12 protein-coding genes and 1 riboswitch are annotated in these 13,424 nt (G+C 41.9%); of the genes, 7 read left to right on the top strand and 5 right to left on the bottom strand.

Features of this window, described 5'->3' with window-relative positions; genetic code table 11:
- The first annotated feature begins 245 nt into the window (after nucleotides 1-245).
- The gene (locus F986_RS17495; RefSeq protein ID WP_004697784.1) at nucleotides 246-1,577 is read left to right on the top strand and encodes a Na+/H+ antiporter NhaC family protein; all 1,332 of its coding nucleotides are present in this window, start codon (nucleotides 246-248) and stop codon (nucleotides 1,575-1,577) included.
- Between the two features lie 54 nt (nucleotides 1,578-1,631).
- Here the strand turns inward: F986_RS17495 and F986_RS17490 are convergent, their stop codons facing one another.
- Complete coding sequence (locus tag F986_RS17490; RefSeq protein WP_004697783.1) at nucleotides 1,632-2,654, bottom strand: AraC family transcriptional regulator; 1,023 nt, start codon at nucleotides 2,652-2,654, stop codon at nucleotides 1,632-1,634.
- Nucleotides 2,655-2,788: 134 nt separating this feature from the next.
- Between F986_RS17490 and F986_RS17485 the strand changes: the two genes are divergently transcribed.
- Nucleotides 2,789-3,664, top strand: coding sequence for a metal-dependent hydrolase (locus F986_RS17485; RefSeq protein ID WP_004697780.1), 876 nt, complete (start codon nucleotides 2,789-2,791; stop codon nucleotides 3,662-3,664).
- 60 nt (nucleotides 3,665-3,724) lie between these two features.
- Here F986_RS17485 and F986_RS17480 read toward each other — a convergent pair whose 3' ends face one another.
- From F986_RS17480 to F986_RS17465, 4 genes are all read right to left on the bottom strand, one after another.
- Nucleotides 3,725-4,717, bottom strand: coding sequence for a DUF2804 domain-containing protein (locus F986_RS17480; RefSeq protein ID WP_004697779.1), 993 nt, complete (start codon nucleotides 4,715-4,717; stop codon nucleotides 3,725-3,727).
- A gap of 164 nt (nucleotides 4,718-4,881) precedes the next feature.
- Nucleotides 4,882-5,394, bottom strand: coding sequence for a DUF1543 domain-containing protein (locus tag F986_RS17475; protein WP_004697776.1), 513 nt, complete (start codon nucleotides 5,392-5,394; stop codon nucleotides 4,882-4,884).
- A 375-nt stretch (nucleotides 5,395-5,769) separates the two neighbouring features.
- Nucleotides 5,770-6,999 (bottom strand): tryptophan synthase subunit beta, encoded by a 1,230-nt coding sequence (gene trpB, locus F986_RS17470; protein WP_004697773.1) that lies wholly within the window; start codon nucleotides 6,997-6,999, stop codon nucleotides 5,770-5,772.
- Complete coding sequence (locus F986_RS17465) at nucleotides 6,983-7,624, bottom strand: phosphoribosylanthranilate isomerase (RefSeq protein ID WP_004697772.1); 642 nt, start codon at nucleotides 7,622-7,624, stop codon at nucleotides 6,983-6,985. Before F986_RS17465 ends, trpB begins: the two co-directional genes overlap by 17 nt.
- A gap of 143 nt (nucleotides 7,625-7,767) precedes the next feature.
- A riboswitch (cobalamin riboswitch) is annotated at nucleotides 7,768-7,974 on the top strand.
- A 35-nt stretch (nucleotides 7,975-8,009) separates the two neighbouring features.
- On the opposite strand from F986_RS17465, the gene F986_RS17460 reads away from it, so the two are divergent.
- From F986_RS17460 to F986_RS17440, 5 genes are all read left to right on the top strand, one after another.
- On the top strand, nucleotides 8,010-9,863 hold the full coding sequence (locus F986_RS17460) for a TonB-dependent receptor plug domain-containing protein (RefSeq protein ID WP_017397160.1): 1,854 nt from the start codon (nucleotides 8,010-8,012) through the stop codon (nucleotides 9,861-9,863).
- A gap of 100 nt (nucleotides 9,864-9,963) precedes the next feature.
- Nucleotides 9,964-10,542: a cob(I)yrinic acid a,c-diamide adenosyltransferase gene (locus F986_RS17455; protein ID WP_004697767.1), complete on the top strand. Its 579-nt coding sequence runs from the start codon at nucleotides 9,964-9,966 to the stop codon at nucleotides 10,540-10,542.
- 302 nt (nucleotides 10,543-10,844) lie between these two features.
- Complete coding sequence (locus F986_RS17450; protein WP_004697766.1) at nucleotides 10,845-11,567, top strand: glycerophosphodiester phosphodiesterase; 723 nt, start codon at nucleotides 10,845-10,847, stop codon at nucleotides 11,565-11,567.
- A 276-nt stretch (nucleotides 11,568-11,843) separates the two neighbouring features.
- On the top strand, nucleotides 11,844-13,010 hold the full coding sequence (locus F986_RS17445; protein WP_004697764.1) for an acyl-CoA desaturase: 1,167 nt from the start codon (nucleotides 11,844-11,846) through the stop codon (nucleotides 13,008-13,010).
- Between the two features lie 74 nt (nucleotides 13,011-13,084).
- On the top strand, nucleotides 13,085-13,414 hold the full coding sequence (locus tag F986_RS17440) for a DHCW motif cupin fold protein (protein ID WP_004697763.1): 330 nt from the start codon (nucleotides 13,085-13,087) through the stop codon (nucleotides 13,412-13,414).
- Nucleotides 13,415-13,424 lie beyond the last annotated feature (10 nt).

The raw sequence follows: 13,424 nt of genomic DNA, 5'->3' as shown, positions 1-13,424 counted from the left end.
AATTCATTTTTCGTCAAATATTTTCAGAACAACCGTAAAGCACCATTTACTGATATTTCGGTTTTTTTCTCAATGATCAAAGATGCCTAATTTTAGGAAATACCAAAATGTCTAAGTTTTAGATAAACTTATTTTTATTTGCAAAAAAATGATAAAAATAGACGGCTTAGCTTTTACATTTAAAGTTTTATGAAATAGCAAAACCTGCATTATACTACGCACATTCTTTCATTTCCCTATCTCCTATGACCACCGATAACTCAGGTTTAGTGCAAGCACGTGCGCTTGCGCTGTTACCGCTTATTGTTTTTTTAGCCATTTTCTTAGGCAGTGGTATTTACCATTCTGTGATTGGAACCGAGTTTGCGTTCTATCAAATGAAAGCGCCTGTTGCGGCTATTCCTGCCATTATTTTGGCGGTGTTGATCTACCGCGGTGAGCTGAATCAAGGCATCGAAACCTTTCTGCGCGGTGCAAGTCACCCGAACCTCATCTTGATGTTCATGGTGTTCATGCTGGCAGGTGCATTTGCCAGTGCCACCAGCGCCATTGGTAGTGTAGATGCCACAGTGCAAATGGGCTTGTCTGCGATTCCACCAGCCTTTGTGCTGCCCATGCTATTCATTATTTCAGCGTTCATTGCAACAGCAATGGGCACCTCGATGGGCACCATTGCGGCCTGCGCCCCCATTGCCTTTGGTTTCTCTCAAGCCACTGATATTGCTGCGGTCTATGCCATAGGTGCGGTCGTAGGCGGTGCGATGTTTGGTGATAACCTGTCGATGATTTCGGATACCACCATTGCAGCCACCACCAGTCAAAAAGTTCAGCTTCGTGACAAGTTTCGCGTCAATGTCTGGATTGCAGTACCTGCAGCTTTAGTCACGATCGCAATTTATGTCTTTAGTATTCACCAAACCGAAACCATTCAGTCAAAAGACTTTAATCCTTGGCTAGTGTTGCCGTATGTGGTGGTGTTTTTCCTCGCCTTCAGTCGTTTACACGTGCTTGCAGTACTTACAGTCGGCGTGGTGCTCTCTGGAGTGATGGGACTGATTGCACAGCCAGAATTTACGGTCATTCAACTCAACACAGCCATCTATGATGGTTTTGTCGGTATGTTTGAAGTCGCTTTACTCTCGATGTTCTTGGGCGGTCTTTCGACCATTATGCAAAAAGAAGGTGGTCTCGACTGGCTTATTCAACGTATTTACAGCCTAACCCGTTTATTTAAAGTTGGTCGTGAGCGCGCAGGTGAAATCGGATTGAGCTTTTTAGTGGTTTTCTCCAACATTTTTGTGGCCAACAACACTGTAGCGATTATTTTATCGGGCGATATGGCGCGTGAAGTCGCGAAAGAATATGGCGTAGACCCCAAGCGTGCAGCCGCTTTGCTCGACATCTTTTCATGTGTTGTACAAGGGCTTATTCCCTATGGTGCACAGCTTCTATTGGCCTGCTCAATTGCAAAGCTTTCGCCTGTTGAACTCATCGGCAGCATTTACTACTGTTGGATACTGGCAATCTTTGCCATCCTTGCGATTTTATTTCGTTTTCCACGACTGAAATCAGTCTGATCATTTCATACATTTTAGCGCCTCCCCAAAGGCGCTTTTTTTTTATTCCTGCTGTTATTTCAGTTGTCGTTTTAACTGCAATAAGGTCTGTCCACTATGCTGTTTATAGGCACGCGCTAAAGCTGACTGCCCCGAATAGCCGAGTTGTAAGGCGATTTCAGTCAAACTCAAACCTTGTTGTAATAAATATTCACATCTCTTCATGCGCTCTGACTCAAGTACTCGCTTAAATAAACTATCCCAGTCTTGCAACTGGCGTTGTAAGGTTCGCGTTGACAGGTGTAATTCATTGGCAATCTGTTCAATTTTAGGGGCTTCTGCATGCGCTTTAAGATAATCAGCCACGGCGCTATGAATCTGTTGCAATACGCTCTCATAACGAGGCTTGAGGGCAATTGCTACCTCTGCTTGTTTCAGTAAAAGCTGCGTTAAAGAAGGATCAGCAAAGCCCGATTTTAAAGTCAAACTGTCCGCACTCATCACATAGGCATAGCAGGCTTGATTAAAGCTCACTTCACAGCCATAAAATTTTTGATAATGATACTGTGCCATCTGGGCTGGATGCGCCATTTGGATTTTTAAGAACTGTAATTGATCGGGGAAAATTTTCTTGGCCAAATGCACAATAGATGCCATGGTCATTTCATTCAGTGAAGCATATTTCTCATTGAGAAAAGGCCAAGTCAGCCAAATCTCATTGCCCCTTTGCTGCATCTGCATGGGACTAACTTCTGCCCCATCAATCACCAAACGACTAAAGCGCATCACATAACTCAGTGCTTCAGCCACGCTATTACTACGTGTGGCCATATAGCCCAAAACACCAAAATGCTTAGGTTGAATAAATTTTGCCATCTCCATAATCAACTGAGGGCAATCCAGCTGCTCTCGCGTCAGTTGTAAAATCGTTTGAAAGAACGAAAATGGCGATTGGGTATCGATTGGCAGTTGTAATACATGCTCCAGTTCATACCGATATTGCGCTAAAAAACCGAGTTGATGAAAATCGATTCCTTGCTCTATGAGGTACATGTTCCAGAGCTGAAAATAACCATTGGGGATTTGTAATTCTTGCATGACGGCTCACCGCTATTTGACATGCGATATTTTCACATTGGCGTAAAATGTATAAAAAATGGCAATATCTGTCAAAACAAACTGCATTTTCTCCGACATACTGCAATCATCCAAGGCAAATGAAGTAAAACAAAATGAATGCCATTGTTACAGCCCCTGTTGAACCGATTGTGCGAACCCAACTCAATTTTAAGCTCGATGAAGTGCCACGTTTTTGGTTTGGCGGCGACCCATTTCGGACCCGAATGTTCGATGCACTCAGCCTCACTTTCCCCGATGGAGAACGCTATTTTATTCAAAGCGTGCGTTTGTTTAGGGACCAAATTACAGACCCAAGCTTAGCAGCTCGTGTCACCGACTTTATTAAGCAGGAAGCACAGCATGGCATTGCCCATGACAAAATGAATCAGGTCATGCGAGAACAAGGCATGCCTGTCGATCAGTTTATTCAGCGTTTAAATAAAATCTTCAAGTTCGAATTAAGCAAACGCTCGCCGCAATACAACATTGCCATGACGGCTGCGGCAGAACATTTAACTGCACTGATGGCCGAGACTTTTTATAGCCATAAAGCCACGTTGGCTGAGGCTCACCCCTATGTACGTGCTTTATTTGCATGGCATGCCATTGAAGAAATGGAACACCGTGATGTCGCGTTTGATGTGATGAAACAAGTCGGACATGTGCCTGAAGCGACGCGTCTATTTGCATTGGCCTTTACCACGGTGATGATGTTTGGTTTCACCACCTATCGTGCAGATGTCATGCTCAAACATGATGGCTTTAACCGTATTCAGCGCTTGCAAATGATGCGTAAAGGGTTGCCTTGGTTCTTTGGTAAAAAAGGGATACTGTCCCGCATGCGTGGTCAATATCTGGATTGGTTTAAGAAAGACTTTCACCCCAATCAACATCCTGTGATTGCGCAGTATAAAGTTTGGATCGATACCCTAGCAGAAAGTCATGACCCGATTTTAGCCGGTGAAGCTTTTTGGCAAGCAGGAAAATAAATTCATAAACATAACAAAAGAAAAACCGGCATAATGCCGGTTTTTTTATCACAGGTCTTTTTACCACTTTGCATAATGCTGTTCGAGCAATCCATATTCATTCAGCAATACAATCTCTTGATCATCCTGCTGAATCGTACCGCTAATCTTGGCTTGCCACTGACTAAATTGACTGCCCACGAGACGCAAATTTAGATTTTCAAAACGGCGCCAACCCGTGGTCACAGTTAAATTTAAGCGTTCATCTAACGAGCGAATGCTCCAACGCCCTTCTTCTTCCATTTGGAACAGAACATCACTTACGGTATAGAGCTTTCCATTCATCCACAGACAGTTTTCATTGCCAAAACTTTCATTCACACCAGAAGCTAAATTGAGCCCAATGCGTCTACCCTCAGCATCCCAAAAACTACAAGAGAGCCAAAACCAAGCTGTTTCCGGTCGGAGGAAACCACAGGTATCATCTAGCGCAGCTAAGGTCCGCTCATTAAACTGAATGATCTGCCCCGCTTTATTGGTAAAAAAACCCTCACACGCTAAGGTGGTCAATTTCTGAGTATAAGTCCAACCATTAATCCCTGTTGGACTACACATACTCAATGGATCAGTACCTGCGCAGAAAATTCGGGCACTCAGCTTAATCTCACCATACTTAGTGACTTGAACATAACGCACCCCATTGGCATGCTGAATTTCAATTTGAAACGGTGAATTTGCAAACACACTTTGGTTATACAAAGGTTGTTCATCTAATACGGTTTTACGCGCCAGAAAATTCACGGCATTCCATTCAAGCACTTCATTTTTAAGATGATCGTAAATATAAACGAAACCATGCCCAGCCCAAGCAATATCAGCGATCGCTAAGCCAATGGTGTAATGCTCATGTTGAATGCTACAAAACTTAAATTTCTTATATTTTAGCTTTTTCCGCCAGCCAGTGAGCACTTCACCATATGGGGTTTTATACTGATACTTATCTAAATCAATGGTTTTTGGAAGTTCGCTAAACCGACCATAATGTGGTTGTCCGTTGGACTGAATCAAATCCATTGATGCTTTATCCTTAAGCAAAAGTTAATTAATATCCATAAGCCTATTATGCCTATAATTTTAAAGGTGAAAAGTATTTAGTTTGTTTTTTCATCAAATTGTTCGCTAAACCTACTCTCTTTCGTTTGAATACATCACTTAAAAGAATTAGGAATAGTTCAAACTTAATTTAACATGAGATATATATTTTCCCATGTGTTTGCATCGAACTCAGCTTCAACCAAAACTACATAACGCCCATATACACAATCAATCGCAATACAGTCATCGACGTCTAAAACACGGTCAGTATGTTGCTTTTGCCACTTTTGATCAAAATATTGCTTACCAAGTTGTTTGGCTTCTGCGGCATGCGGCGCAACGACGAGTACATAACGATGTAACTCCCCAAATTCACGTGTGTCATAGCCACCTAAATTTATGAGCCACAGTTTTTCATCCTCCGCTTGGGGTTGAGCATCACTAAACTGTATTTGGTATTTTTTCCCTGCACTTTCGACACCCTCCACTTGCATCCAAGCATCAATATGTAAGCCTTTTTGCTCACCAAACCACGCATTTTTAAGTTGCGGGTAACTCTCCTCTAAACTGTCAGCGACTGCAAATACAACATCATGGACTTCAGTATTGGCGCGGGCATGGCGACCACCAAGCATGACCATAAATAGGCTGGGCATGTTTTGCTCCTTTTCAAATTAAAATGTACATGACGGAGTCTTACAGTTTGTACTTCTTATTTGCAGAGCTCGTCATGTTACTTTGGTTTTGCCCAAAGTAACCAAAGGCATTTCCGTTTGCAAAACTCGGCACATATCATCAATCCGTTCACTATATCGCAGAAACTGTATAGTTCAACTAATAGCCTGCCTCAAACAATTGCAAACAGTCTTTCCTCGAATCAAATAATTATATTAATTTTTAAACTCTTAAGCGCTCATTTTTGAACCAAAACTATCTACATAAGAAAAAATCGTGCTGAGCTTTCACCCAACACGATTCTTTAAATCTAGTCGTAAAACCTCCCCTACATGGGGGAGGCTTCAAGGAAGTAATTACATCTCAACCATTTCTACGCCATCAATACGTGCCACAGTCATTAAGTCCTTATCACCACGGCCTGAAACAGTCGCAATAATAATTTGATCCTTAGACATGGTTGGCGCAAGTTTAGTCACATAGGCCATGGCATGAGAGCTTTCCAATGCCGGAATAATCCCTTCAATTTGGGTTAAATCACGGAAACCTTGTAAAGCTTCATTGTCATTGATCGGCACATATTCAACACGGTGCATATCTTTTAAGAAACTATGTTCAGGGCCTACACCTGGATAATCCAAACCTGCTGAAATTGAATGAGTTTCAATGATTTGGCCTTGTTCATCCGACATTAAATAAGTACGGTTACCGTGTAAAACTCCGACATGACCAGCATTCAATGGTGCAGAGTGTTTACCTGTTTCAATGCCATAACCTGCAGCTTCAACACCGTACATTTTCACATCAGCATCGTTTAAGAATGGGTAGAACAAGCCCATTGCATTTGAACCACCACCGACACATGCCACCAAGGCATCAGGTAAACGCCCTGCTTGCTCTTGAATTTGTTTACGTGCTTCACGACCAATAATCGATTGGAAATCACGAACCAATTGTGGATAAGGATGTGGGCCTGCAACCGTACCAATCACATAATAAGTTGAATCAACATTGGTGACCCAATCACGCATCGCTTCGTTCATGGCATCTTTCAATGTTTTAGAGCCACTTTCCACAGGCACAACGGTCGCACCAAGTAAACGCATACGATAGACATTCATGGCTTGACGTTTCACGTCTTCTGCACCCATGAATACCACACATTCAAGCCCTAAACGCGCTGCAATCGTAGCCGTTGCAACACCGTGCTGACCTGCGCCAGTTTCAGCAATAATTCGTTTTTTACCCGACAGTTTTGCCAGTAAAGCCTGACCAATCGTGTTATTCACTTTATGTGAACCTGTATGATTCAGGTCTTCACGTTTTAAGTAAATTTGAGCACCCCCCAACTCTTTCGACCATCGCTCAGCATAATATAAAGGACTAGGACGACCTACATAGTAGGCGAGGTCACGGTCGAATTCTGCCAGAAACTGCTCATCATCCTTCATACGGAAATAGAGCTTTTCTAAGTCTTCTAATGCTGCCATTAGAGTTTCTGACACAAAACGTCCGCCATGGATACCGAAATGCCCACGTTCATCTGGGTATTGGGTATAGTCAATCACATTACTTTGCTGATCCACGATGGACTCCTTGCATGAAGTTTTCTATAAGTTGTTGGTCTTTTATACCTTTAGCGGATTCGACGCCTCCGCTGACATCTACAGCATAAGCCCCAGTCGTCTTTATAGCGTCTTCAACATTAGTTGGGGTTAAACCACCAGCTAAAATTAAAGGAATATCCAGTTTGGGGAATTGTGACCAGTCAAAACTGTGTCCTGTTCCCCCTTTCAATTCGGGATGCCATGCATCTAAGAGCACTGCACTTGCCCCGGCCTGTTGGAAGCGTTGAACTTCTACAACCACATCCAGTTCAGGTTTCACCTGAATGGCTTTATACCAACGACGTCCTACTTGTGCCGCAATTGCCTGACAGTCTTCTGGTGTTTCATCACCATGAAACTGAATGATATCGAGCGCCACTTGTTTTAACACATCGGCAATGCCATCCGCAGTGGCATTCACAAAAAGCCCAACAGTTTGCACATAGGCAGGCACATGTCGAATCAATTCTTTAGCTTGAGTGGCACTGACATGGCGTGGACTAGGCGGGAAAAATACAAAACCAATTGCATCAGCCCCGGCATTGACCACAGCTTGAATATCTTGGCTACGGGTAATTCCACAAATTTTGGCACGGGTTCGCATAGGTTATGACTCTGGCTCAACCCTATTTATAGCTGATCTATAAATAACAGGGCGAATCATTGTAATGCAATTTTTTCACCTTGCGTAAAGTTCATCCTGAAAAATCTTTACATAGATTGTTTAATTCGCATACAAACCTTATACTTCGCCCAAATGCAATAAGTCTAAGCACTATGCTTTAGGGAAGTTGGTGAGAGTCCAACACTGCCCCCGCAACGGTAAAACGAAACGTATATCTTTATAAGTGTTTGCACTTACATCACTGCACTCGTGTGGGAAGATGGATATACCAATATTGTTCGCAATATTTATATTTGAGTCCGGAGACCTGCTTATTGCGCCATTTAACTCAATCATTCACGAGGGGTGAATGTATGGAGCCAGCATGCCAAATTTATTTCAGCCTACAGCTTTAGTGGGCGCAATCGCTATTGCGATGGGTTTCTCCGCAACAGCATCTGCACAAGACAGTATTAATGCATCTTTAGATACATTGGTTGTCACTGCAACACGTTCTGAAGAAAAGATTAAAGACGTTCCTGCCCGTATTTCTGTCATCAATAAAAATGCGATTGAAAAGAACCCTGCTCTCAATTTATCTGATTTAATCCAACAAGACCCTTCTGTTTACGTGAAACAAAGTGGCGGTATGGGACAAATTTCTGAAATTGGACTACGTGGAACAAAAGCTGTCCATACCTTAGTTTTAAAAGATGGCGCGCGTTTAAATAGTCAAAATGAACTTGGCCCACTTTATCCTGCTTTTTTAGATACTTCAGATGTTCAACAAATTGAGATCTTGAAAGGCCCCGCTTCAGTCCAATATGGTAGTGATGCAATCGGTGGTGTAGTTCAACTTATTTCAAAAAAACCAGTTAAGTCTGGTGCAGAATTAACTGGTATCTATGGTGAAAACAATACCTATAAAACCATCGCAAAAGCAGATTTAGTCACAGATCAAGGTTTCTATGCTCAAGTAGGTGGCCAACGCTTAGAAAGTGATGGAACTCGTATTTTTGAAAGCCAAGATAAAAGTGATAAGGCCAGCTATGATCAAAAAGGCTATAATGCAAAAGTTAGATATTTCCAAGAAAATCAGCTTGATGCTTCTGCTTCGATTAGTGAAAATAAAGGAACAAGTATTTTCAGTAATGACTACATTACCAATACAGCTCCTCGTAATTTTGTTAATCGTGTTATTAATGCGAAAGTTGATTACAATATTCTGCAAAATCTAATTTTAGGTGCACATTTTGCAAATGTTCAAGACAAGCAAGATGTTCCATCATATTTCACACAGTACAACACTGAAAATAACCAAAGTGATTTAAACCTAAAATGGAAATTCACACCAAATCAAAATATTTTAGTTGGTGCAACTTATAATGACGCCAACTACAAAACCAGCTCAATCAAAAATCAAGATCAGAGCGTTAATAGCACAGGTTATTATCTACAACACCAATTTAAAAATGAACTGTTTGACACTCAAGTTGGTCTGCGTGTAGAAGACAATGAGCTTTTTGGAAGCCACACAGTAGGTCAAGGTGCTATTCGCTATCATTTCCTGCCTAATGCAAGCGTTTATGCCAATATTGGCAGTGCATTCCGTGCTCCGACCCTAAATGAACTCTATTCTCAGTGGGGCGGTAATGAAAATTTAGAACCCGAAGAAAGCATCTCTTATGAACTAGGTTTTGATTATGCGATTACGGATAATCTAGCGACTAGTTTTTCTGTTTATCGCACCAATGTGGATAACTTAATCGTCTATAGCGACAGCATGAATCAAAATGTTGGCGAAGCCAATTTTACAGGCGGTGAGGCAGGTCTGAAATGGAAACAAGACGATTTATTCCTCGCGACAGAATATGCTTATGTTGAAACTGAAAATAAAGCAACAGGTTTAGAAATTGCCTATCGCCCAAAACAGACGCTTACTTTCACTGCAGGACTAGAAAATGCTGTCTATGGACTTAGTACTTCGGTAATAGCTCGTTCACATGCCAATGCTAGCAATAGTGCAAATAGCGTAAAAGTTCCAGGTTATGCAACTGTCGACTTCAATGCCTATTGGAATATTAACCCAACAGTTAAAGTGTTTACTAACATTCAAAACATGGGTGATGTTCAATATCGAGAAGCATATAAAGCGGCAAGTTCTTGGGATAACTCCCCAGAAGATTGGTACATCAACGGCGGTCGTTTCGCTTCCGCAGGAGTCACTTTCCGTTATTAATTTAACGTAAAGACTCAAAAAACAATTTAAAACAGCGCAGTTTATGGATAATGTTTTGACCGGCATTATCCTTTTTTTCATTCTTTAGGCAGGACAAATTATGGGCCACCGTTTAAGTAAAATTTATACCCGTACTGGCGACTCAGGCACCACAGGTCTGGGTGATGGATCACGTGTGACTAAAGATGATCTACGAATTACCGCACTTGGTGATGTGGACGAACTCAATTCAACAATTGGTGTGCTCCGTGCTCAAATTAGTGCAAGTCAAATCACGAACAAAGCCACATGGGACAAAAGCTTAAGCCTCATTCAACATTGGCTGTTCGATTTAGGCGGTGAAGTATGTATTCCCAACTATGATTTGCTCCAACCGGTTTGTATTGAGTTTCTTGAACAAGAAATTGACCGTATGAATGAAGACTTACCCATGCTGAAAGAATTTATCTTACCTTCGGGTTCTTTAGCATGTAGCTATGCACATCAAGCGCGAGCGGTATGTCGCCGAGCTGAACGTAGCTTAATGTCGGTGCACACTCGTGATCAAAATATTCAAAGCACCGCATTACAGTTGCTCAACCGTTTATCGGATTGGCTTTTTGTTGCATCCCGCGCCTTGCAACGAGCTGAGGGCGGCTCAGAAGTGCTTTGGCAAAAAAATATTAATGAAACCATTTAAACCTTTCTAAGTTTTTAGAACAAAATGGATTCCTTACGAGTCTTTTAGATAAGTTCACTGGAAGACTTTCTAAGATTACTTTTCTTTCGGGAAAAGCAATCAAAACCATTTTTCCAATCGTAAAACTCGTCAAATACCATCACTTATCGTGAATATAAACATTTCATTCAAATTCAGTTCTATCTCAAACCATTACGAATCGCATTTACGCATATCTAATATCTCCAGCTTAGAATCTATCCCCCCAATCCAATGTTTTAGCGCTACAATCACTCAAAAGACGTATATAGATCAGGTTCAATATGAGAATCATCGGACATCGTGGTGCACGTGGCGAAGCCCCAGAAAATACACTCGGCGGTTTTCAGTATATTCATGATCTGGGCATACGTGCGGTCGAATTTGATGTTCGTCAGCTCAAAGATCATGAGCTGATCATTATGCATGATGACAACATGCTCCGAACCACCGGTATCGACCAAGCACTCTACCCATTAAGCAGCACACAACTCGATAGCTATAACCAAGCACATATTTGGCTAGACTGGGAAAAGCAAAGTACCCCAACACTACGACAAGCACTCCAGATTATGCAGGACTTCGAACATCTTGAAGTTGAAGTCAAAGCCGTGCAAACACAAGCTGAAGCGGAACGACTAACACAACATCTCACACAGCAACTTAGAGGCTTTGAACACAGTGCGGTCATCACCAGTTTTGATCTTAAAATCCTACAAGCACTCCAAGATCAACACTCAACATTTAAACGTGGCTTATTGATTGAAGACGATATTCAACATCTTGCGATTGAACAAGCGCTCAAATACGACTGTTGCCAAATCGGCTGGATGAACCAACTGGCAACCGATGACTTGTTAAAAGCCACACAACAAGCAAATTTAGCCATTAGTGTTTGGACAGTGAATGACATCAAGCGCGCCAAACATTTACGTGACTGTGGCATTGATGGATTAATTACCGATTTTCCTAAAATGATGCTACAACATTTGATAGATGTGCATTGAACAAGCCACAGATTGACTTGATTTTTACATGCGCAGTAGCACTGAAAATGTTTATTTTTTATATTGATCGCTCTGCTACGATGAAGCCTAGAAATGCTTCGATAATTTCGATATCTAAACATTCGTATTCTGTTACTGTTTAGTACAATACATCTGTACAATAATGCTAGTGAACCAAGGTTCGCTCATGCTAATATGCTGTGGCTTAATCCATGCAAAAAGTAATGGATTGACCTTCCATTTATACCTCCCAAGGTTTCAGGAGTGCTGTTGGAGATGAATGCTCCCTTACCCAAAGCCCCATTTAACTGGGTTGCAATTTTTGCATTGGTTTTTCTTCCCATTGTGGCTGTGATTGCAATTCCCTTATATGCCTTTCAGCATGATTTCAGCTTAGCCGCTTGGATCAGTATGTTTGTATTACTGGGTGTTAGTAGCTTAGGTATTACCGCTGGCTACCACCGCTTATGGGCACACCGTGCTTATGAAGCAAGCTTACCTTTAAAAATCATTTTGATGATTATGGGTACCTTTGCCGTGCAAAACAGTATTTTATTTTGGAGTTCAGGTCACCGTACCCACCACCGCCATGTCGATGATATCGAGAAAGATCCCTACTCGATTAACAATGGTTTTTGGTATGCCCACATGGGTTGGATGCTTCGAGACTATCCATCAGCAGAACCGGACTTTAAAAATGCACCCGATTTGCTCAATGACAAATTGGTGATGTTCCAACACAAATACTATGTTCCTTTAGTGATTAGCGTCCACATGGGTATTTTATTACCAATCGGTTGGGCTGTAGGCGACTTATGGGGCGTGTTATTGTTGGGCGGATTAATGCGTTTAATCCTCAGCCACCATGTCACGTTCTTCATTAACTCTTTATGCCACATGTGGGGCAAACGTCCGTATACCGACGAAAATACCGCACGTGACAACTTCTGGTTAGCTATTGCGACTTGGGGTGAGGGTTATCATAACTACCACCACATTTTCCAATACGACTACCGTAATGGTGTGAAATGGTGGCAATATGACCCAACTAAATGGTTGATTTGGTCATGCTCAAAACTGGGTTTAGCTAAAAACTTACGTCGTATTCCGAGCTTCAATATTAAAAAAGCTGAACTTGCGATGAAGTTTAAATACGCTGAACAAGACTTAGAAGTTCATGGTCTCAATGTCAGTGATGACATCAGCTCTGCGAAAGCTCGTATTGCGCAAGAGTATGATGCTTTTACCCAAACCTTGAATGACTGGGCAAAATTGAAAGAACAAGAAATTCAAGCCAAGAAAACGGCTGTGGCTGAAAAAATCCATCAAATGGATGAAAAGCTCAAAATTGAGTTTCAGTTAGTCGAACAGCGCTTAGGTCATCACCGTCAAACCTTGACCACCTTGATGCGTAGCATTAAAAAAGCGCCTGTTTCACAATAATTGATCTCTGATTCAGCATTTCAAAAGAAAGCTCCGCAAGGGGCTTTTTTTAGCAGTTCATAAAGGATAACAGCATGGATATTAACAACATTCCTTTCGGTATCACCAACTGGGCCGAGATACCAACCACCCGCCACACAGGTGATCAAGGTTATGCCCTATGGCGTACTCAACAATTTGACGCGATTCGCGTGCGTATGGTGGAGTATTCTGAGAACTATCTGGCCGACCATTGGTGTTCTAAAGGACATATCCTGTTGTGCTTAGAAGGCGAACTACACACCGAACTAGATGATGGTCGTAGCTTTACCCTCACGGCTGGCATGAGTTACCAAGTTGCAAATCAAGCCGAAGCCCATCGCTCGTCTACCTCAAAGGGTGCCAAGCTGTTTATAGTTGACTAAAATAGTTGGA

The organism is Acinetobacter johnsonii CIP 64.6, from assembly GCF_000368045.1.
GTDB lineage: Bacteria > Pseudomonadota > Gammaproteobacteria > Pseudomonadales > Moraxellaceae > Acinetobacter > Acinetobacter johnsonii.
The sequence above is the reverse complement of the archived record's forward strand: the minus strand, read 5'-3'. Positions and strand labels throughout refer to the sequence as shown.

Bases quoted from the DNA above. Each gene is read 5' to 3' on its own strand.
- F986_RS17490 (WP_004697783.1), bottom strand. From the start codon at position 2,654: ATGCAAGAATTACAAATCCCCAATGGTTATTTTCAGCTCTGGAACATG.
- F986_RS17445 (WP_004697764.1), top strand. From the start codon at position 11,844: ATGAATGCTCCCTTACCCAAAGCCCCATTTAACTGGGTTGCAATTTTT.
- F986_RS17465 (WP_004697772.1), bottom strand. From the start codon at position 7,624: ATGCGAACCCGTGCCAAAATTTGTGGAATTACCCGTAGCCAAGATATT.
- F986_RS17475 (WP_004697776.1), bottom strand. From the start codon at position 5,394: ATGCCCAGCCTATTTATGGTCATGCTTGGTGGTCGCCATGCCCGCGCC.
- F986_RS17480 (WP_004697779.1), bottom strand. From the start codon at position 4,717: ATGGATTTGATTCAGTCCAACGGACAACCACATTATGGTCGGTTTAGC.
- F986_RS17495 (WP_004697784.1), top strand. From the start codon at position 246: ATGACCACCGATAACTCAGGTTTAGTGCAAGCACGTGCGCTTGCGCTG.
- F986_RS17460 (WP_017397160.1), top strand. From the start codon at position 8,010: ATGCCAAATTTATTTCAGCCTACAGCTTTAGTGGGCGCAATCGCTATT.
- F986_RS17455 (WP_004697767.1), top strand. From the start codon at position 9,964: ATGGGCCACCGTTTAAGTAAAATTTATACCCGTACTGGCGACTCAGGC.
- F986_RS17450 (WP_004697766.1), top strand. From the start codon at position 10,845: ATGAGAATCATCGGACATCGTGGTGCACGTGGCGAAGCCCCAGAAAAT.
- F986_RS17440 (WP_004697763.1), top strand. From the start codon at position 13,085: ATGGATATTAACAACATTCCTTTCGGTATCACCAACTGGGCCGAGATA.
- F986_RS17485 (WP_004697780.1), top strand. From the start codon at position 2,789: ATGAATGCCATTGTTACAGCCCCTGTTGAACCGATTGTGCGAACCCAA.